Annotated in this window: 18 protein-coding genes and 2 pseudogenes; 3 read left to right on the forward strand and 17 right to left on the reverse strand. The window is 64.1% G+C overall.

Features of this window, described 5'->3' with window-relative positions; translation table 11 throughout:
- Window positions 1–14: 14 nt before the first annotated feature.
- The 6 genes from pseC to J9885_RS05725 all read right to left on the reverse strand — a co-directional run bounded on the left by pseC (window position 15) and on the right by J9885_RS05725 (window position 5,910).
- Window positions 15–1,160, reverse strand: coding sequence for a UDP-4-amino-4,6-dideoxy-N-acetyl-beta-L-altrosamine transaminase (gene pseC / locus J9885_RS05700; RefSeq protein WP_210548396.1), 1,146 nt, complete (start codon window positions 1,158–1,160; stop codon window positions 15–17).
- Window positions 1,157–2,161: a UDP-N-acetylglucosamine 4,6-dehydratase (inverting) gene (gene pseB / locus J9885_RS05705; RefSeq protein ID WP_210548397.1), complete on the reverse strand. Its 1,005-nt coding sequence runs from the start codon at window positions 2,159–2,161 to the stop codon at window positions 1,157–1,159. Before pseB ends, pseC begins: the two co-directional genes overlap by 4 nt.
- A gap of 103 nt (window positions 2,162–2,264) precedes the next feature.
- Complete coding sequence (locus J9885_RS05710) at window positions 2,265–3,107, reverse strand: cobalamin-binding protein (RefSeq protein ID WP_210548398.1); 843 nt, start codon at window positions 3,105–3,107, stop codon at window positions 2,265–2,267.
- Entirely contained in the window at window positions 3,100–3,999 is a 900-nt protein-coding gene (locus J9885_RS05715) for a cobalamin biosynthesis protein (RefSeq protein ID WP_210548915.1), read from the reverse strand. The genes J9885_RS05710 and J9885_RS05715 overlap by 8 nt, the downstream gene beginning before the upstream one ends.
- Before the next feature lie 59 nt (window positions 4,000–4,058).
- Window positions 4,059–4,751, reverse strand: coding sequence for a 5'-methylthioadenosine/S-adenosylhomocysteine nucleosidase (gene mtnN, locus J9885_RS05720; protein ID WP_043156394.1), 693 nt, complete (start codon window positions 4,749–4,751; stop codon window positions 4,059–4,061).
- A gap of 229 nt (window positions 4,752–4,980) precedes the next feature.
- Window positions 4,981–5,910, reverse strand: coding sequence for a ZIP family metal transporter (locus J9885_RS05725; protein WP_210548399.1), 930 nt, complete (start codon window positions 5,908–5,910; stop codon window positions 4,981–4,983).
- A 165-nt stretch (window positions 5,911–6,075) separates the two neighbouring features.
- Between J9885_RS05725 and J9885_RS05730 the strand changes: the two are divergent.
- Window positions 6,076–6,654: pseudogene (locus tag J9885_RS05730) on the forward strand (methyl-accepting chemotaxis protein); the annotation flags it as partial.
- A 73-nt stretch (window positions 6,655–6,727) separates the two neighbouring features.
- On the opposite strand, the gene gloA reads toward J9885_RS05730, so the two are convergent.
- The 8 genes from gloA to rsxA form a co-directional block, all read right to left on the reverse strand.
- Complete coding sequence (gene gloA, locus J9885_RS05735; RefSeq protein WP_210548400.1) at window positions 6,728–7,141, reverse strand: lactoylglutathione lyase; 414 nt, start codon at window positions 7,139–7,141, stop codon at window positions 6,728–6,730.
- A 95-nt stretch (window positions 7,142–7,236) separates the two neighbouring features.
- Window positions 7,237–7,878, reverse strand: coding sequence for an endonuclease III (gene nth / locus J9885_RS05740; RefSeq protein ID WP_043761462.1), 642 nt, complete (start codon window positions 7,876–7,878; stop codon window positions 7,237–7,239).
- A gap of 14 nt (window positions 7,879–7,892) precedes the next feature.
- Entirely contained in the window at window positions 7,893–8,651 is a 759-nt protein-coding gene (locus J9885_RS05745; protein WP_210548401.1) for an electron transport complex subunit E, read from the reverse strand.
- A 16-nt stretch (window positions 8,652–8,667) separates the two neighbouring features.
- Window positions 8,668–9,300, reverse strand: coding sequence for an electron transport complex subunit RsxG (gene rsxG, locus J9885_RS05750; RefSeq protein WP_210548402.1), 633 nt, complete (start codon window positions 9,298–9,300; stop codon window positions 8,668–8,670).
- A 34-nt stretch (window positions 9,301–9,334) separates the two neighbouring features.
- On the reverse strand, window positions 9,335–10,387 hold the full coding sequence (gene rsxD, locus J9885_RS05755) for an electron transport complex subunit RsxD (protein ID WP_134696081.1): 1,053 nt from the start codon (window positions 10,385–10,387) through the stop codon (window positions 9,335–9,337).
- A 3-nt stretch (window positions 10,388–10,390) separates the two neighbouring features.
- Complete coding sequence (gene rsxC, locus J9885_RS05760; protein WP_210548403.1) at window positions 10,391–12,862, reverse strand: electron transport complex subunit RsxC; 2,472 nt, start codon at window positions 12,860–12,862, stop codon at window positions 10,391–10,393.
- A 14-nt stretch (window positions 12,863–12,876) separates the two neighbouring features.
- Window positions 12,877–13,443 carry an electron transport complex subunit RsxB gene (gene rsxB, locus J9885_RS05765; RefSeq protein WP_043761413.1) on the reverse strand — a complete coding sequence of 189 codons (567 nt, stop codon included), beginning with the start codon at window positions 13,441–13,443 and terminating at the stop codon, window positions 12,877–12,879.
- A gap of 4 nt (window positions 13,444–13,447) precedes the next feature.
- Window positions 13,448–14,029 (reverse strand): electron transport complex subunit RsxA, encoded by a 582-nt coding sequence (rsxA, locus tag J9885_RS05770; protein WP_043761412.1) that lies wholly within the window; start codon window positions 14,027–14,029, stop codon window positions 13,448–13,450.
- Between the two features lie 111 nt (window positions 14,030–14,140).
- Here rsxA and J9885_RS05775 point away from each other — a divergent pair, with 111 nt between their 5' ends.
- Both J9885_RS05775 and J9885_RS05780 read left to right on the forward strand, forming a co-directional pair.
- Window positions 14,141–15,037, forward strand: a complete 897-nt coding sequence (locus J9885_RS05775) for a DMT family transporter (protein WP_134696079.1) — start codon at window positions 14,141–14,143, stop codon at window positions 15,035–15,037.
- A gap of 57 nt (window positions 15,038–15,094) precedes the next feature.
- On the forward strand, window positions 15,095–15,292 hold the full coding sequence (locus J9885_RS05780) for a hypothetical protein (protein WP_210548404.1): 198 nt from the start codon (window positions 15,095–15,097) through the stop codon (window positions 15,290–15,292).
- A gap of 81 nt (window positions 15,293–15,373) precedes the next feature.
- On the opposite strand, the gene J9885_RS20065 is transcribed toward J9885_RS05780, so the two are convergent.
- From J9885_RS20065 to J9885_RS05790, 3 genes and pseudogenes are all read right to left on the reverse strand, one after another.
- Window positions 15,374–15,907: a methyl-accepting chemotaxis protein gene (locus J9885_RS20065; protein ID WP_269429548.1), complete on the reverse strand. Its 534-nt coding sequence runs from the start codon at window positions 15,905–15,907 to the stop codon at window positions 15,374–15,376.
- Window positions 15,908–15,913: 6 nt separating this feature from the next.
- Window positions 15,914–16,717: pseudogene (locus tag J9885_RS20070) on the reverse strand (PAS domain S-box protein); the annotation flags it as partial.
- A 441-nt stretch (window positions 16,718–17,158) separates the two neighbouring features.
- Complete coding sequence (locus J9885_RS05790; RefSeq protein WP_210548405.1) at window positions 17,159–17,455, reverse strand: DUF4124 domain-containing protein; 297 nt, start codon at window positions 17,453–17,455, stop codon at window positions 17,159–17,161.
- Window positions 17,456–17,719 lie beyond the last annotated feature (264 nt).

Here is a 17,719-nt window from a genome sequence, read left to right on the forward strand (position 1 = left end):
ACAGTATTTTCTGACTAGCGGGCCAAGCGTTGTATAGCTTGGATTACATGGCTCTGCTCTTCGTCACTCAGAGTGAAATAGAGAGGCAAAGAGAGACAATGCTGATAATAATGCTCTGCTACCGGACATGATCCTGTTTTGTCTCCATATTGCTCACGATACCAAGGATGATGATACACAGGAATATAGTGAACCTGAGTGCCAATGCCGTCAGCCATCAATGAAGCCATGACTTCGCTGCGGTTCTTACCAATAGCTGCATAATCGATTTCTACCACATAGAGATGGAAACAAGAGGAGAGCCCCTCCATTTCCTGGGGAGTCTTAAGCCAGGGAAGTTCTGCCAGTACCTGATTATATTGCGCTACCAGGGTACGGCGGCGCGCCTTGAACAGGTCTAGGCGTTGCAACTGGCTTAAGCCCAGAGCCGCCTGCATGTCAGTCATGCGGTAATGCCAGCCTAGGGTCTGCATCTCGTGATACCAGGGCCCCGGTTGTTGGCTGACTAGAGCAGGATCTTTGGTAATGCCATGGCTGCGTAGCAGCAACATGCGCTGATACAAGGTAGGGTCATTCGTCATCACTGCCCCCCCTTCACCACAAGTAAGAGTTTTTACAGGGTGAAATGAGAAGATGGTGGCATCCGAATAGCGACAACTGCCAACCGGACTACCATCGGCGTAGCAGGAGCCAATCGCATGGGCCGCATCCTCGATGATTTTTAGACCATGTTGTTTGGCGATGAGGGAAAGAGCCGGCATGTCCGCAGGTTGACCTGCAAAATGAACAGGGCTGAGTAACCGAGTGGCTGAAGTTATACGGGCCGATACTGAGCTAGGGGACAGGTTATAGCTGACGGGATCTATATCGGCGAATACAGGCTTGATACCACAGTACGCCATGCTGTTTGCTGTGGCAGCAAAGGTATTGGGCGTGGTGATGCCCTCACTACCTTCGGGAAATCCCATAGCTGCAACCGCCAAGTGTAAGGCAGCAGTGCCACTCGCAGTTACCAGGCAATATCTAGCCCCTGTATAGGCACAGAGTGCCTGCTCGAATTCGGCGACTTTCGGGCCTTGAGTCAAGAAGTCGGAGGTTAGTACAGCAGTGACTGCAGCTATATCTGCCGCCGAAATGTCCTGCTTGCCATAAGGGATCATTCCGCCAATACCTCCTTGTTGAGTTGTTGCAACTCACTTTGGGACATGAAGACTGGGTTATTGAGAGAATTGTATTCAAATCCGATAGGCACGCTGTAACCCTGCTCTCCTGCAGCACTGATAGAAAAGTCATCGTTACGGTGATTGAAGGTGATGCTGGGGGCGATGACGTAGTAGTTGTCAAACTCATAGGTATGGTAGGAGTCGTCGGCCGGGCACATCACCTCGTGCAGCTTCTCTCCCGGGCGGATGCCGATGATCTCCTGGGGCAGGTCCGGCGCCATGGCGCTTGCCAGATCCGTGATGCGCACCGACGGGATCTTGGGAACGAACACTTCCCCCCCCTTCATGCGGGCGAAGTTGGTCAGCACGAACTCCACCCCCTGTGGCAGGGTGAGCCAGAAGCGGGTCATCTCGGCATGGGTGATGGGCAGGCTGCTGGCACCTTCCCGGATCAGTTTGTCGAAGAAGGGGACCACGGAGCCGCGAGAGCCGACCACGTTGCCGTAGCGTACCACCGAGAAGATGGTGGGATGTTTGCCCGCCATATTATTGGCGGCCACGAACAGCTTGTCGGAGCAGAGCTTGGTAGCGCCATAGAGGTTGACCGGATTGGCCGCCTTGTCGGTGGAGAGGGCGATCACCTTCTCGACGCCGTTGTTGAGGGCCGCCTTGATGACGTTTTCCGCGCCATGGATGTTGGTCTTGATGCACTCCATGGGGTTGTACTCGGCGGCTGGCACCTGCTTGAGGGCGGCGGCATGAACCACGAAGTCCACTCCGTGCATGGCCATGTCGAGGCGCTCGCCATCGCGCACGTCGCCGATGAAGTAGCGCATGCAGGGATGGTTGAAGCGCTGCTGCATCTCGAACTGCTTGAGTTCATCACGGGAATACACGATCAAACGGCTCGGCGTGTACTGGGAGAGAACCATCTCGATGAACTTCTTGCCAAAGGAGCCGGTACCCCCGGTGATCAGGATCGTTTTTCCGTTGAACATGTCATTGTCCCGTTATGGAGTGAGTGTCTGTCAGAGTGTGAAGCATATTCTATGCCATATCACTGGGGCGCCAAGGGCGACCCAAGCGCATTGCCATGATGGCTCAGGTGCCCGGTTGAGCGTTCTGGGCGATCGCTTCGCATATCTGCTCCACCGCGTTGAGGGCACGGGGGGTGAAGCGGTGCAGCTCGTCGGCGTTGATGAGGGCGAGGCGGCGGTGTTTGACCGCATCCAGCATGGGCCACTGCCGCCAGTGGTCCAGCACCTTGGGGTCCCGGCCGCCGGCCAGGATGAGCCCGGGGTTGGCCTTGATCACCTGCTCCAGCCCGACCTGGGGATAGGGTGTGGCCGCCTGAGCCATGATGTTGCGGGCCCCGCAGAGGCCGATGGCCTGGCCCGGCCAGGTCGAATCGTTGACGCTGGTGAGCGGCGGGTACCAGAGCTGGTAGAAGACGGCGACGGGCTTGGGCTCGCCATAGCGCATCGCCAGGGCGTTTAGCCTGGCGAGATAGGCGTCGGCCTGCTCGTCGGCCTGCTGGGAGACGCCGAGCAGGCGCCCGAGGCTGCGCATCTCGGTGGCCAGGGAGGCAAAGTCGGTGGGCTCCGAGTAGAAGACGGGGATACCGAGCTTCTCGACGGGGGCCAGCATGCGGGCCTGGGCCGAGCGCCAGGCCACCACCAGATCCGGTTTCAGGGCCAGCAGGGCCTCGAGGTTGATGCTGCGATAGTTGGCGACCCGCGGCAGGGGCGCCACCTCGGGGGGGAAGTCGGAGGAATCATCGGTGGCGACGATGCGATCCCCGGCACCGATGTCATACAGCAGCTCGGTCAGATGGGGGGTGAGGGTGATGATGCGCTGTGGCGCCGGGGGAGTCGCAGCCAGCAGGGGGGCGCTCACCAGGCAGAGCAGCAGGCAGAAGGCCCGCCAGTGCAAGGAATTATCCATGGTGCAGTACCAGCAGGGTCAGGAGCAGTGCCAGGGCCAGCCAGCCCCAGCCCGCCAGCAGCAGGCAGCGAAGCAGGCGCCGTGGCAAGGAGGCATCGGGTTCGCGGCCTTCCCCCAGCACCGGGAGGCGCACCAGCCGTCCCTGATAGTAGCGCGGCCCGCCGAGCCGGCTGCCCGTGGCCCGGGCCAGCAGGCTGAGCAGGCAACCCACGGCCGGATAGGGCCACTGGAGGGCCGGGCGCAGCGTGCTGCCAAGCTGGCGCAGCCGGGGCAGGCACAGAGGGAGCGCCAGCAACAGGGTCGCGGGGGCGCAGAGCCCCTGATAGAGCGCCGAAGCGGCACGGCCGAAGTGGACGAACGCCGCTTGCTTGGGGTTCCAAGCCTGGTTCATCAGCTGGGCGAGGCGCCAGAGCAGGGCCCCCTGTACGCCGGCCAGGGCAAAGCCCAGCAAGGGACCTGCCCACTGGCCCACGAGGCGCAGCGCGCAGGTCTCGCCGATCGCCTTGTTCAGCCCCATCACCGACAGCTTGCCCGTCTCCCGCTGGAGCCAGGGGGTCGCCTGCAGCCGCGCCACGACCAGGCTCTCCTGGGTCGCCAGGGACTGGTTCGCCTGGGCGAGTTCACGCAGGGGCCGGGATTCCAGCATCAGCAGCAGAAACAGGAGATCAAACAGGGGCTCCGACAGGGAGAGGTTGCGCACAGCCCAGAGCCCGGCGGCGCAGGGTACCCAGACCACCAGCAGGGCCAGCAGCCCAGCCTGGACCTGCTGGCGGGGCGTGCCGTCGGGGCGATACACCTTCTGGCCGAGGCGGGTCAGCAGGGGCACGGCGGCGCCAGGCCGAAAGCGGGCAGGCCAGGGCAGCACGGCTTCCAGCAGGGCGGCACCCACCATGATGGCCGCCGTCGTCGAGGCGAGGGCGGTCAGCTGGGCATCCCAGGCGGGGGCGTCAATCACAGCTTGCCGAGCAGCGCGATGATCACTTCGGCGGAGTGCTGGCCCGCCACCTCGATGAAGGCGTCGAAGGACTCTACCTGCTCCTTGCCTGCGATGTCGGACATGGCGCGCACCACCAGGTAGGGCACCTTGAACATGTGGCAGACCTGGCCGATGGCGGCCCCTTCCATCTCCACCGCCAGCATCTGCGGGAAGTCGGCGCGCGCCTTGGCGATGGCGTCCGGCTTGCACATGAACTGGTCACCGGTGCAGATGAGGCCGACTTTGGTCTGGTGCTTGCCCTGCTCGGCGATGCAGGTCTGGGCCAGGGCGATCAGTTTTTCATCGCAGGGGAAGGCGGCGGGCTGTTGGGCCATCTGGCCCATCTCGTAACCGAAGGCGGTCACGTCCACGTCGTGGAAGCGCATTTCGCTCGCGATGACCACGTCACCGATGTGCAGATCCTGGGCGAAGCCGCCGGCGGAGCCGGTGTTGATGACGCAGTCGGGGGCGAATTTCTCCAGCAGCAGGCTGGTGGCGACGCTGGCGGCGACCTTGCCGATGCCAGAGCGGGTCAGGATTACCTCTTTACCGGCCAGGCGGCCCTGGTAGAACTCGCAGCCGCCCAGTTGCAGGGTGGTGGGCTCGCTCAGCTGGCTGCGCAGCAGGGCTACTTCCTGCTCCATGGCGCCGATAATACCTACTTTCATCATCTACCTCGTCTCGATGGCCGCTGGGCCGGAAAAGTTGGCGGGGATGATAGCAAAACTTGGCGGTGGCGCCGAGCATTGCGAGGATGGATGGGGGCGTCAGGGATGGCGCTCGACCAGAGCCGCCAACTCGCCCTTTCCTGCCAGCCGTTGCAGCGGGCGGGTGAACAAGGCCAGCGGCGCGGGGAACGCTTCGTGGGAGAACACGGCGTGCACGGGGGCCGACCCGTTATCCCAGCGCGGTATCCAGCGTCATCATCAGGGCGAAGCCGACCATGAGGCCCAGAGTGGCGTGGGTCTGATGGCCATTGCGGTGGGTTTCGGGGATCACCTCGTGGGAGACCACGAACAGCATGGCGCCGGCGGCGAGCCCGAGCCCCACGGGGTAGGCGATGGCCATGCCGCTGGCGAGTCCCACCCCGAGCAGAGCACCGAGGGGTTCCAGCAGGCCGCTGGCGATGGCCACCAGCACGGCGACCGAAGGGCGGAAACCGGCGGCGCACATGGCGAGCGCCACCGCCAACCCTTCGGGAATGTCCTGCAGGGCGATGGCGGTGGTGAGCGGCAACCCCACCGTCATGTCCCCCTGGGAGAAACTGACGCCGATGGCCATGCCCTCCGGCAGGTTGTGCAGGGCGATGGCGAACACGAACAGCCAGACCCGGGCGCAGCTCTCGTGGCCGGGGCCGCAGGGGCCCGTCTTGTCGTGCTCGTGGGGGGTGAACTGATCCAGCCCCAGCATCAGCAGCACCCCGAGGGTCATGCCGATCACCACCACGGCGGCGGCGAGAAAGCCGTTGCCGGTGATCCCCTCGGCCGCCTCCAGGCCAGGCAGCAGCAGGGAGAAGGCGCTAGCGGCCAGCATCATGCCGGCCGCAAAGCCCAGCATGGCGTCTTCCACCCGCTGGGGGACGGCGCGCAGAAAGAGGGCTGGCAGGGCGCCCAGCGCCGTGGCGGCAAAACCGGCGGCACCGCCGAGGAGGCCATAGCGCATGCCCGCCGTGATCTCGCCGGTCGCCAGCAGGGTGAGGCTCTGCAGCAGGAGCAGCAGGACGGCAGCCAAGGCGAGCAGCAGCCCCAGGGCGATGAGGGGGCGGGCCTGGATCTGCTCGCGCAGTTGAACGGACCAGGAGGGACTGAGGGTTGATGCGTTGTCCATGGTGCCTCGGAATACGGTGATGGAGGAAGACGAGAGGGTCATTACATAACCTGGCCCCCCGTTTGTCCATGGCGTGGGGGCGATTGCGGCAATCGACTCAAGTTCGTTGGCAATGTGGTCGTCCTGTTGACGGGTACTCTGCGTCGAGCCGCCTCGACCGGGTGCGCCGAGGAGATGGAGCAGGCGGGCACCCTGGTGGCCGAGCTGGAGCGCGAGTCGGCCCAGATCAACCTGGTGGTGGACGTGATCCGCGGCATTGCCGATCAGACCAACCTGCTGGCGCTCAACGCCGCCATCGAGGCGGCCCGGGCCGGGGAGCAGGGCCGCGGCTTTGCGGTGGTGGCCGACGAGGTGCGCACCCTGGCGGGCCGCACCCAGGCCTCCACCGGCGAGATCGTCGCCATCATCGAGACCCTGCAATCCCGTGCCAACCAGGCGAAGACGGTGACCGGCCAGAGCTGCGAGATGATCCGCCAGTGCGTGAGCCAGAGCGAGCGGACCGGCACGGGGATCCAGCAGATCGAGGAGGCGGTCGCCCAGATTGCCGACATGGCGATCCAGATCGCGAGCGCCTGTGGCGAGCAGGATGCGGTCTCCGATGAGCTGGGCCGCAACGTGGCGCGGATCAATGACTCCTCCAACGAGGTGGCGACCGGGGCGGATCACACCGCCCGCGCCTGCCTGGAGCTGAGCCAGCTGGCGGCGGGGCTGCACCGGACCATGGGGCGTTTCCGTCTGGCCTGAGGCCAGATTCAGCAACGAAAACGGGGCCAATGGCCCCGTTTTTTTGTCTCATCGCCTGGGCGGCGGAGCGTCTTCAGACGCTGCTGCCAAGGCCGGCGCCGGCATCTTTCTTGGCGATCAGCTCAATCTTGTAGCCGTCCGGATCTTCGACGAAGGCGATGACGGTGGTGCCGCCCTTGACCGGGCCCGGCTCGCGGGTGATCTTGGCGCCGGCGGCGCGCAGGGCCTCGCAGGTGCCGTAGATGTCGTCCGCTTCCAGGGCGATGTGGCCGTAGGCCGACCCCAGGTCGTACTCGCTCACGCCCCAGTTGTAGGTGAGCTCGATGACGGCCTCATCCTTCTCGTCGCCGTAGCCGACGAAGGCCAGGGTGTACTTGTACTCGCTGTTCTCGCTCTTGCGCAGCAGTTTCATGCCCAGCACACGGGTGTAGAAGTCGATGGAACGTTGCAGATCGCCGACGCGCAACATGGTATGCAGAATTCTCATTGCTCAATTCTCCGGGTTGGTGATTGGTACTGCCTTGAATCCATGGCCCGAGGCCCGGGTCCGCAAATGTCTGCACGTCAGGCGCGCCTTGCGGATCAGCTCTCGGGATAGACCTTCTCTTTGTATTCGCACAAGTCTTCAATGATGCAGGAGCCACAGCGTGGCTTGCGGGCCAGGCAGGTGTAGCGCCCGTGCAGGATGAGCCAGTGGTGCACGTCCAGCTTGAACTCCGCCGGCACCACCTTGAGCAGCTTCTCCTCCACCAGATCCACGTTCTTGCCCACCGCGAAACCGGTGCGGTTCGATACCCGGAAGATGTGGGTGTCGACGGCGATGGTGGGCCAGCCGAAGGCGGTGTTGAGCACCACGTTGGCGGTCTTGCGGCCGACGCCCGGCAGGGCCTCGAGGGCCTCGCGGTTCTCCGGTACCTCGCCGCCATGGCGCTCCAGCAGGATGGTGCAGGTCTTGATGACGTTCTCGGCCTTGGTGTTGAACAGGCCGATGGTCTTGATGTACTCCTTCACCCCGTCCACCCCGAGGGCCAGCATGGCCTGCGGGGTGTTGGCCACGGCGTAGAGCTTGTCGGTGGCCTTGTTGACGCTCACGTCGGTGGCCTGGGCCGACAGCAGCACGGCGATGAGCAGCTCGAACGGCGTGGTGAAGTTGAGTTCGGTGGTGGGGTGCGGATTGTCGTCCCGCAGTCGCTCCAGGATCTGCCTGCGCTTCTGGTTGTTCATGACTCTCTCTTGTCTCAGAGCTGGGTGGCGCGGGCACCCGCGGCCGGCACGCTGCAGTGCGCCTTCTCGGTGCGCTGCTTGCGGCCCATCCAGTCGTTGATGGCATTCTTGCCGGCGATCATCAGGCCCAGGCCGATGAAACCGCCAGGGGGCAGGATCGCCAGCAACAGGCTGGCGTCGGCGTGGAACAGCTCGATGCGCAGGGACCTGGCCCAGTCCCCCAGCAGCAGCTCGGCACCGTCGAACAGGGTGCCCATGCCGATGATCTCGCGAAGCCCGCCCAGCACCAGCAGTACCAGGGTGAAACCCAGCCCCATCATGAAGCCGTCGATGGCGGCCAGCAGGGGCGGGTTCTTGGAGGCATAGGCCTCGGCCCGGCCGATGATGACGCAGTTGGTGACGATGAGGGCGATGAAGATGCCGAGCGCCTGATACAGGCCGTAGGTGTAGGCGTTCATCAAGAGCTGCACGCTGGTCACCAGGGCCGCGATGATCATCACGTAGACCGGGATACGGATGTCTTTCGGCACCCAGTTGCGCACCAGAGAGACGGCCAGGTTGGAGCAGACCAGCACTGCCATGGTGGCAAGGCCGAGTCCCAGCGCATTGGTGAAGGTGGAGGAGACCGCCAGGGTGGGGCAGAGCCCCAGCACCTGCACCAGGGAGGGGTTGTTCTTCCACAGCCCCTGCAGCATCAGCTCCCTGAGCTCTTCGCGGCGGCCCTGGCTCTCGCTGACCGGGCTCTGCCCGTCAATCACGTCGACTTGTTCCATTGCTTGTGCTCCGGCGTTAGGGGGTGGGGTCACAGGAGGGGGCATCCCGCAGCAGTTCGGGGTGCTCCTGTTGCAGCCTCAGCAGATTTTTCACCGCCTTGACCACAGCCCTGGGGGTGATGGTGGCCCCGGTGAAGGCATCGAACTCGCCGCCATCCTTCTTGACCGCCCAGGTGGCGTCGTTATCGGCGGTGAGGAACTTGCCGGCGAAGCTGTCTATCCAGTTGGACTTCTTCAGCTCGATCTTGTCCCCAAGGCCGGGAGTCTCCTTGTGGGCCAGCACCCGGACCGCGCTGACGGCGCCCTTGGCATCGGTGCCGACCACCAGACGAATGGCCCCACTGTAGCCGTCGGGGGCCACGGTTTCCAGTGCATAGCCGGTGTGCTCCCCCTTGAGGGTGGCGGTATAGAGCGGCATGGGCTGATCGCTGCCCAGGTAGGCCGGGCTTCTGACCAGCTTGCAGCTGGCTACCAGATCGTTGTCATAGCTGCCGGGCGGCAGCAGGGCCTCCAGGGTACGCAGCTTCTCCAGCTCCTGCTGGTGGGCGATGCGATCCCGGGTCAGCTCGTAGGTCAGCACCACCATGGCGGTACAACCGAGGGCGAACAGGGCCAGGGTCAGGCCGTTCTTGCGCATGCTCTTTAACATTGCATGGTTCCTGAGAGTGGGAGTGGCATCCGGATCATTTGCGGCGGGCCCCGTAGACCTTGGGCCGTGTCAGGCTGTCGATGAGGGGCACGCAGAGGTTGGCCAGCAGGACGGCGAAGGCGAAGGCATCCGGGTAGCCACCAAAGCGGCGGATGAGATAGACCAGCAGGCCGATGAGGGCACCATAGAACAGACGGCCTTTCGCCGTGGTGCTCGCACTCACCGGATCGGTGGCGATGAAGAAGGCGCCCAGCATGGTGGCCCCGCTGAACAGATGCAGCATGGGGGTGGCGGTGCTGTCCGGCGTGGCCAGATAGCCCAGGGTGGCACAGATCAGCAGGGAGCCCAGCACGGCGGCCGGGATGCGCCAGTTGATCACCTTCTGCTGCAGCAGGAAGAGGCCCCCCAGCAGGTAGCCGAGGTTGACCCAGCTCCAGCCGATGCCGCCCCAGCCCTCGAACACCTTGTTGGTCATCACCTCGCTGGCGGTCAGCCCCTGGGTCAGCCCGGTCTTCAGGGTATCGAGCGGCGTGGCCATGGTCAGGCCGTCAACCCCCTGCTTGAGTTGGGCCATGCTGTAGCCGTCCAGGCTGAAGCCGGTGAAGATGACGGAGGCCGCATCGCCGAAGCCGATGTCATAGGCGGCGATGCCGGAGGCGGGCAACCAGCTCGTCATCTGGACCGGGAAGGAGACCAGCAGCAGCACATAGGCCACCATGGCGGGGTTGAACAGATTCTGGCCGAGTCCGCCGTAGAGGTGCTTGGCGATGATGACGGCAAAGGCAGTGCCGATCACCAGCATCCACCAGGGCAGCAAGGGCGGCAGGGAGAGGCCGATCAGCACGGCGGTGAGCGCCGCACTGCCGTCCAGCAGGGCGGGCTTGATGGCCCGGCCACGCAGCCTGAGCACCAGCGCCTCGCAGCCCAGCGCGGTAACCAGCGCCAGCAGGATCTGGATCAGGGTGCCCCAGCCGAAGAACCAGGTCTGCGCCAGGAAACCGGGCAGGCAGGCCAGGATCACCAGCACCATCAGGGTCTGGGTCTGTTTGCGGTTGTGGGCAAAGGGCGCACTCGCGATATTGAACATGGGTCAGTGGCTCTTGTCGGTCGAAGAGGAAGGGGAGGACGCCGCGGCCTCGGCGGCCAGCTTCTTGGCCTTGGCACGGGCGATGGCGGCGGCGATGGCCGCCTTCTTGGGGTCGACCTCGGCGACGGATTCGGCCACGCGCGGGGCTGTCTCTGCGTTGTTTTCTGCCTCGCTCACCGCGCTGTCACCGGCGGCCTGGGCAGCTTTTTTGGCCTTGGCGCGGGCGATGGCGGCGGCGATGGCCGCCTTCTTGGGATCGACCTCTGCGGCGGGCTCTGCGTTGCTTTCAGCCTCGCTCACTGCGCCGTCACCGGCGGCCTGGGCGGCTTTCTTGGCCTTGGCGCGGGCGATGGCGGCGGCGATGGCCGCCTTCTTGGGGTCGACCTCGGCGACGGATTCGGCCACGTTCGGGGCTGTCTCTGCGTTGCTTTCGGCCTCGCTCAACGCGCCGTCACCGGCAGCCTGGGCGGCTTTCTTGGCCTTGGCGCGGGCGATGGCGGCGGCGATGGCCGCCTTCTTGGGGTCGACCTCGGCGACGGGTTCGGCCACGCGCGGGGCGGTCTCGGCGTTGTTTTCTGCCTCGCTCACCGCGCCGTCACCGGCGGCCTGGGCAGCTTTCTTGGCGTTGGCGCGTGCGAGGGCGGCGGCGATGGCCGCCTTCTTGGGATCGGCTTCGGCAGCGGGCTCGGTGAGCGGGGCCGGTGCTGCATTGCCATCAGGCTTGCTCACCGCGCCGTCAGACTGGGCAGCTTTCTTGGCCTTGGCGCGTGCGAGAGCCGCTGCGATGGCCGCCTTCTTGGGATCCACCTCGGCGGCGGGTTCTGCACTGGGGGCGGCAGCCTCATCGGCCGCCTTGGCGGCGCGGCGTGCCAGCGCCTCCTGCTTGCGAGCCTCGCGCGCCGCCGCCATGGCGGTGTTGTCCACCGGGGCCTCGGTAGTGGCGGTCTCCTGCTTGGCCTTGAGGCGGGCGAGGGCGGCGGCGACAGGATCTTCTCCCCCGGCCGCCGTCATGGCCTGACGGCGCTGGGCCGCAGCCTCGGCATGGCGCGCCTCGCGCGCCGCCTTGTCCCGCTCGAAGCGGGCCTGCTTAGCCTCGAAGCGCTGTTTGGCGCGCTCGGCCTTCTCGGCCTCGGCACGGGCTTCACGGATGTCGTCCTTGGCGATCTTGTAGTACTGCACCAGGGGGATCTCGCTCGGGCAGACCCAGGCGCAGGCCCCACACTCGATGCAGTCGAACAGGTTGAGCTTCTCGGCCTTGTCGTATTCCTTGACCCGGCTGTACCAGTAGAGCTCCTGGGGCAGCAGGGTGGCCGGGCAGGCGTCGGCGCAGGCGCTGCAGCGGATGCAGGCCTGCTCGGGGCCGGGGGGGGGCAGCTCGGCGCGGGTGGGGGAGAGCAGGCAGTTGGTGGCCTTGACCACGGGCACCATGGCGTGGGGCAGGGTGAAGCCCATCATGGGGCCCCCCATGATAACCCGCTGGTCCGCTTCCGGTTGCAGTTCGAAGCGCTGCAGGAGCCAGCGTACCGGTGTGCCGAGGCGCACCCAGGCATTGCCGGGCTTCTTGAAGGCGTCACCGGTGAGGGTGACGATGCGCTCGATGAGCGGCTCGCCGTCGATGATGGCGCGCTTGATGGCGAACACGGTGGCGACGTTGAGCACCATGATGCCCATGTCCACCGCGCGGCCGCCCTTGGCGACCTGGCGTCCGGTGAGCAGCTCTATGGTCTGCTTGGCACCGCCCGAGGGGTACTTGGTCGGCACCGACTTGACCAGCACATCGGCGTCGGTGGCATGCCGGGTCAGGGCCGCGATGGCCGCGGGCTTGTTGTCTTCCACCCCGATCAGGGTGAGCTTCGGCTTGAGCAGGTGCTTGAGCACCCGGATGCCGTCCATGATCTCGTCGGCATACTCCTGCATCAGCCTGTCGTCGGTGGTGATGTAGGGCTCGCACTCCAGGCCGTTGACGATCAGGATCTCGGTGAGCTGGCCGCGGCCGTCGAGCTTGCTGTGGGTCGGAAAGACGGCGCCGCCGAGGCCGGCGATCCCCGCCTGCTGGATGCGCTCCAGCAGCTCGCCCCGCTCCAGGTTCCAGTAGTCCGGTTGGGGTTTGCGCTCGCCCCAGGCATCTTCGCCGTCCGGGGTGAGGATGATGCAGAGATCATCGAGACCGGAGGGGTGCGCCACCGTGTGCTGCTCGATGGCGGTGATGGTGCCGGAGGTGGAGGCGTGCACCGGCACGATGCGCCCCTTGTCAAAGCGGGTGAGCGGCTGGCCTTTTTGTACCTTGTCTCCCACTTGTACCAGCAGTTCGCCGGCGGGACCCGCGTGCTGGCGCACCGGGATGATGAGCTGGGGAGGCAGGCCTGCGTCCACCACAGGGGTCAGGCTGGACTGGTGCTTGTTCTCGGGGGGATGAATGCCGCCGTGGAAATCCCAGAGGGTGCCGGCTTTGATGCGTTCGAGCAGATGCTGCATGGTTACTCCGCTGTTTATTCCACTATCTTGACCGGAATGGCGACCTTGGCCAGATCCCATTTCCAGTTGTCGACCGTGGTCGGCACCGGGATCATTTCAATACAGTCGGTCGGGCAGGGATCGACGCAGAGATCGCACCCCGTGCACTCGGCCGCGATGACGGTGTGCATCGCCTTGGTGGCGCCGAGGATGGCATCGACCGGGCAGGCCTGGATGCACTTGGTGCAACCGATGCACATGTCCTCGTGGATGAAGGCCACCTTCTTGACGGGGGTAGCCGCTTGCTCACCGCCGTCCAGGGGCTGGGGCTCGACCCCCATCAGATCCGCTATTTTGCGCATGGTGGCATCGCCACCGGGCACGCACTTGTTGATCTTGTCGCCGTTGGCCACCGCCTCCGCATAGGGCTTGCAGCCCGGGTAGCCGCACTGGCCGCACTGGGTCTGGGGCAGCAGGGCGTCGAGCTGATCGACGACGGGATCGGCCTGCACATGAAACTTGACGGCGGCAAAGCCGAGAATGATGCCGAAGGCCAGGGCCAGCAGGGCCAGCACCAGAATGGCAAAGAGTATGTGAGTCATAGCGCTATATCTTGATGAGGCCGGTAAAGCCCATGAAGGCCAGCGACATCAGGCCGGCGGTGACCATGGCGATGGAGACGCCGCGGAAGGGGGCCGGCACGTCGGCAGCCACCAGGCGCTCACGCATGGCGGCAAACAGGATCAGCACCAGGGAGAAGCCGCAGGCCGCCCCGAAACCGTAGATGATGCTCTGGATGAAGTTGTGGCGCTCGTTGATGCTGAGCAGCGCCACGCCGAGCACGGCGCAGTTGGTGGTGATGAGCGGCAGGAAGATGCCGAGCAGGCGATAGAGGGTCGGGCTGCTCTTGCGGATGACCATCTCGGTAAACTGCACCACCACGGCGATCACCAGGATGAAACCCAGGGTGCGCAGGTAGGCGATCTCTAGCGGGATCAGGATGTAGTGCTCCATCAGGTAGGAGCAGGCACTGGCAAGGGTCATCACGAAGGTGGTGGCCAGTCCCATGCCGATGGCGGTTTCCAGCTTGCCAGAGACGCCCATGAAGGGGCAAAGGCCGAGAAACTTCACCAGCACGAAGTTGTTGATCAGCACTGTGCCGATCAGTAAAAGCAGGTACTCAGTCATTGACGATGGGTTATCCGGTGTGAAGGCGGCCACATTATCTGATGTTAGGTGCCTTTAGACAACCGCAAGGCCGTATGGTTATTATTCGAATGCCCAATTCATGGAGGCATTGTGCGCCCTTTACCCATCCTGACGCTGACCCTGGCCATGCTGCTCTGGTCCAGCTCCTTTATCGCTCTCAAACATGTGCTGGAAGTCTGGTCCTTCGGCCAGGTGCTCTTCATGCGCATGCTGGTGGCCTCGGGCTGCTGGCTGCTCTGCTACCGCCAGCTCGGCCGGGTCCAGTACCAGAAGGGGGACTGGCGCTGGCTGGCCCTGATGGGCGCGCTGGAGCCCTGCCTCTACTTCCTGCTGGAGGTCAATGCCCTGCGCTACACCAGCGCCGGTCAGGCCGGCATGGTCTGCGCGCTCCTGCCCCTGATGGTGGCCCTGGTGGCCTTCGTGCTGCTCAAAGAGCGGGTGAGCCGCCGCCAGCTCCTGGGATTTGCCATCGCCATCTTCGGCATCGCCCTGCTGGGGCTGGGGGAGGGGGCTGACGAGTTTGCCCCCAATGCCCTGCTCGGCAACAGCCTGGAGATGGGGGCCATGCTCTGCGCCGCCACCTACTCTGTGGTGTTCAAGAAGCTCTCCAGCCGCTATGGCGTGATGACGCTGACGGCGCTGCAGGCCTTCGTCGGCACCCTCTTCTTTGCCCCCTTCGCCTTCAGTGCACCCTGGCCCGCGAGCTGGGCCTGGCAGGACATGGCGGTCATCGTCTTCCTCGGTGCCTTCGTGACGCTCGGGGCCTACCTGCTCTACAACTGGTCGGTGACCCAGGTGAAGGTGACCCTGGCGGCGGCCTATGTGAACCTCATTCCCGTCTTTACCCTGCTGCTCGCCTATCTGTTGCTGGGGGAAACCCTGACGCCGCTGCAATGGCTCGCCTGCGCCGCCGTGCTGGCCGGCATCGCCGTGGGTCAGCTGCCGTCCGGCAGGAAGCGGGCGGAGGCGGTCGCCACCGGGGGATGAGTCGCCGCCACTGGGCTACAGTCTGGACAGGGACCCCTGACGAGAAAGGAGCCAATGATGAGCGACATGCACTTGCTTGATGAAGCGCAGAGGCTGCTGAGCCACCACCCCTTTACCCTGGCCGATGCCCAGGCGCTGGAGGCGCTGGAAGAGGAGGCCGTGGGGGAGGAGGGGCTCTGCATCGCCGAGCTGTGGGAGACGGCCCTCGGCCAGGCCGACGAGGAGGCCAGACACTATCTCCTCGGGGATGGCTGAGCCGGTTTGCGGTTCTACGGATAGCACGCATAGCAATGACAACGGGGGGCCTGGCCCCCCGTTGTCATTGGCGGCTTTCGCTCAGATGGAGAGGCTCTTGACGGTGTCCGAGACCGAGTTGGCGTCCTCGATGATCTCCTTGATGACGTTGGCGATGATGTTGGCCTGATCCTGCCCGGCCACCGCCTTGTCGGAGACGACGGAGACGGTCTGGGTGATCTTGGAGGTGATCTCCGAGTTGTGCTTGATGACGGAGACTATCTCGTTGGTGGAGCTGGAGGTCCGCGCCGCCAGCTGCCTCACCTCGTCTGCCACCACCGCAAAGCCGCGGCCCTGCTCGCCGGCCCGGGCCGCCTCGATGGCGGCGTTGAGGGCCAGCAGGTTGGTCTGATCAGCGATGCCGCTGATGGTGGAGATGATGGACTCGATGCTTCGGGATTGCTGGTTGAGCTGCTCTATCTGCTTGCTGACCGTATTGACCGAGAGGTTGATGTGGGAGGAGGTTTCCAGCACCCGGTCGATCACCTCCCGCCCCTTGGCGGCGCTCGCGACTGTCTCGCTGGCAATGGCGCAGGCCTTGTGGGCCGCCTCCCGGGTGGAGATGGATTTTTCCACCCGCTCCGTGATGTCGCTGGCTAGCTTGATGATTTTGACCACCTTGCCCTCGTGGTTGAAGATGGGGTTGTAGGTGGCCTCCAGCCAGATTTTCTCTCCGCGGTGACCCAGGCGCATGAAGAGCCCGGACTTGATGTCCCCCGAGCCGAGATCGTGCCAGAAGTTGGGATTTTTCTGGTAGAACTCGGGATCGCAGAAGAGGCGATGATGCTTGCCGACCACCTCGTCCAGCCGGTAGCCGAAGCAGTTGAGGAAGTTCTGGTTGGCGGTGATGACGGTGCCATCGGGGTGGAAGTCGATGACCGCCAGTGACTTGTCGAGGGCCGCGAGCAGAGCCTGGGTGCGCTCCAGGGTGGATTGCTGCTGGGTAACGTCCGAGGCGACCTTGGCGATCCGCTCCACCTTGCCGTCGATGACGATGGGGAAATAGGTGGCTTCCAGCCAGATGGCCTTGCCCGATTTTGACTGGCGAATGAAGCGGCCATTGCGGGAGACGCCACCCCGCAGATCCTGCCACAGCCCTTCGTATTCGCGGGTCTTGACGTCTTCCGGGAAACAGAGCGTGCTGTGGTGCCTACCGATCACCTCTTCACGGGTGAATCCCACGATGTCCAGGAAGAGGTCGTTGACGAAGGTGACCATGCCCGCCGGGGTGAACTGGATGAAGGGCACCCGGGACTGGATGGCCTGCTCGAACGCTCCCAGTTCCACCATCCTCGCCGCTTGCTCGCTGACTTCCTTGCTTGCTTTTTGATTCCAGAACATAACGGAGCTCCTCCATGAGATCCTTGGGTATGTGACGACGGTCATTTGAGCTCATTAACAATAGCGGCAATTTTTGACAAAGCTGAACGGCCCGGCCATGAAACTTCGTTGTTTTTGCTGCTGAATTCCAGATTAATTAACCAATGCCCCCGCTTTTCATCAAAACCTCATTCGAGTGGTTATCAAACGGATCTTTTTTATGGCGCAGTCCATCTCATGCTGGCTGACACTTGGCCAGGCCGCATCAGGAGATGAATTTTCGCTGTGAAGGTGCCTTATGGGCCATCTTTACGTGGCGCAGCCGATAATGCGGTGTCTTGTGGGCCTGGGTAGACGAAGGGGCCTGACAGACAGAGTGGCAGGGAGGAGAAGGGCTGCCGCTCGTCTGTGTTCTGTGTGTTCAGCCGGATTCCCTCGGATGGGCCCTGCGGTGGGCGGGAGAGCGATGTCTGTGGCGGGGCTCGGGGCCCAGGTTGTTTTCCTCACCTACTTCTGAAGCTGGCCCGCCTGCCGCTCTTCCTCCTTCCTGGCGGCTTCCTGCTCGCGCTGCTTCAGGCTGTTGGCCAGGCTCTCCTCAATGTCCCGGGTCTGCTGGATGGCCTTCTCCACTTCTTCGGGGGGAGGGGTATAGATGTTGAGCGGCAGGGGTTTGGCGTCGCTGCTGCAGGGGATGTCGCTGAAGGTGATGCGGCCATTGCGGGAACATTGGTAGACGTCGGCCCGGGCAACGGGGGGGACGGTGATCACCAGGCAGACGAGAGAGATGACCAGGGTGCGTGACATAGGCTCCTCCTTGAATCCTCCCTTTGCACACTAGTACATGGCGTCGGGTCAGACAATGGCGCCCGTCCCTCGCAAGGCGAGCGGTCACGTCAGCGGCGTTCCCGCTAATCCGCACGGGGTCATCCCTTGTGCAGGGGGTAGCCAGTTGTCGTGCAAAACGGCGGATCTCGGCCTATTTTCCCCGCCGTTCAACACATCAGAGCACCATAGCGGGCCACAATGAGGTATCTTATGCCCCGATTTCATCCATTTAACGGATCCGAG

The sequence above is a fragment of the Aeromonas sp. SrichE-2G genome (assembly GCF_017939565.1).
In the GTDB taxonomy this organism is placed as follows: domain Bacteria; phylum Pseudomonadota; class Gammaproteobacteria; order Enterobacterales; family Aeromonadaceae; genus Aeromonas; species Aeromonas taiwanensis.

Excerpts from the sequence above, each read along its gene's own strand:
- pseB (WP_210548397.1), bottom strand. The coding sequence starts at position 2,161 with ATGTTCAACGGAAAAACGATCCTGATCACCGGGGGTACCGGCTCCTTT.
- rsxG (WP_210548402.1), bottom strand. The coding sequence starts at position 9,300 with ATGTTAAAGAGCATGCGCAAGAACGGCCTGACCCTGGCCCTGTTCGCC.
- rsxD (WP_134696081.1), bottom strand. The coding sequence starts at position 10,387 with ATGTTCAATATCGCGAGTGCGCCCTTTGCCCACAACCGCAAACAGACC.
- rsxA (WP_043761412.1), bottom strand. The coding sequence starts at position 14,029 with ATGACTGAGTACCTGCTTTTACTGATCGGCACAGTGCTGATCAACAAC.
- pseC (WP_210548396.1), bottom strand. The coding sequence starts at position 1,160 with ATGATCCCTTATGGCAAGCAGGACATTTCGGCGGCAGATATAGCTGCA.
- rsxB (WP_043761413.1), bottom strand. The coding sequence starts at position 13,443 with ATGACTCACATACTCTTTGCCATTCTGGTGCTGGCCCTGCTGGCCCTG.
- J9885_RS05725 (WP_210548399.1), bottom strand. The coding sequence starts at position 5,910 with ATGGACAACGCATCAACCCTCAGTCCCTCCTGGTCCGTTCAACTGCGC.
- gloA (WP_210548400.1), bottom strand. The coding sequence starts at position 7,141 with ATGAGAATTCTGCATACCATGTTGCGCGTCGGCGATCTGCAACGTTCC.
- rsxC (WP_210548403.1), bottom strand. The coding sequence starts at position 12,862 with ATGCAGCATCTGCTCGAACGCATCAAAGCCGGCACCCTCTGGGATTTC.
- J9885_RS05780 (WP_210548404.1), top strand. The coding sequence starts at position 15,095 with ATGAGCGACATGCACTTGCTTGATGAAGCGCAGAGGCTGCTGAGCCAC.
- J9885_RS05790 (WP_210548405.1), bottom strand. The coding sequence starts at position 17,455 with ATGTCACGCACCCTGGTCATCTCTCTCGTCTGCCTGGTGATCACCGTC.
- J9885_RS05710 (WP_210548398.1), bottom strand. The coding sequence starts at position 3,107 with ATGGATAATTCCTTGCACTGGCGGGCCTTCTGCCTGCTGCTCTGCCTG.
- J9885_RS05715 (WP_210548915.1), bottom strand. The coding sequence starts at position 3,999 with ATGGTGGGTGCCGCCCTGCTGGAAGCCGTGCTGCCCTGGCCTGCCCGC.
- J9885_RS05745 (WP_210548401.1), bottom strand. The coding sequence starts at position 8,651 with ATGGAACAAGTCGACGTGATTGACGGGCAGAGCCCGGTCAGCGAGAGC.
- mtnN (WP_043156394.1), bottom strand. The coding sequence starts at position 4,751 with ATGAAAGTAGGTATTATCGGCGCCATGGAGCAGGAAGTAGCCCTGCTG.
- nth (WP_043761462.1), bottom strand. The coding sequence starts at position 7,878 with ATGAACAACCAGAAGCGCAGGCAGATCCTGGAGCGACTGCGGGACGAC.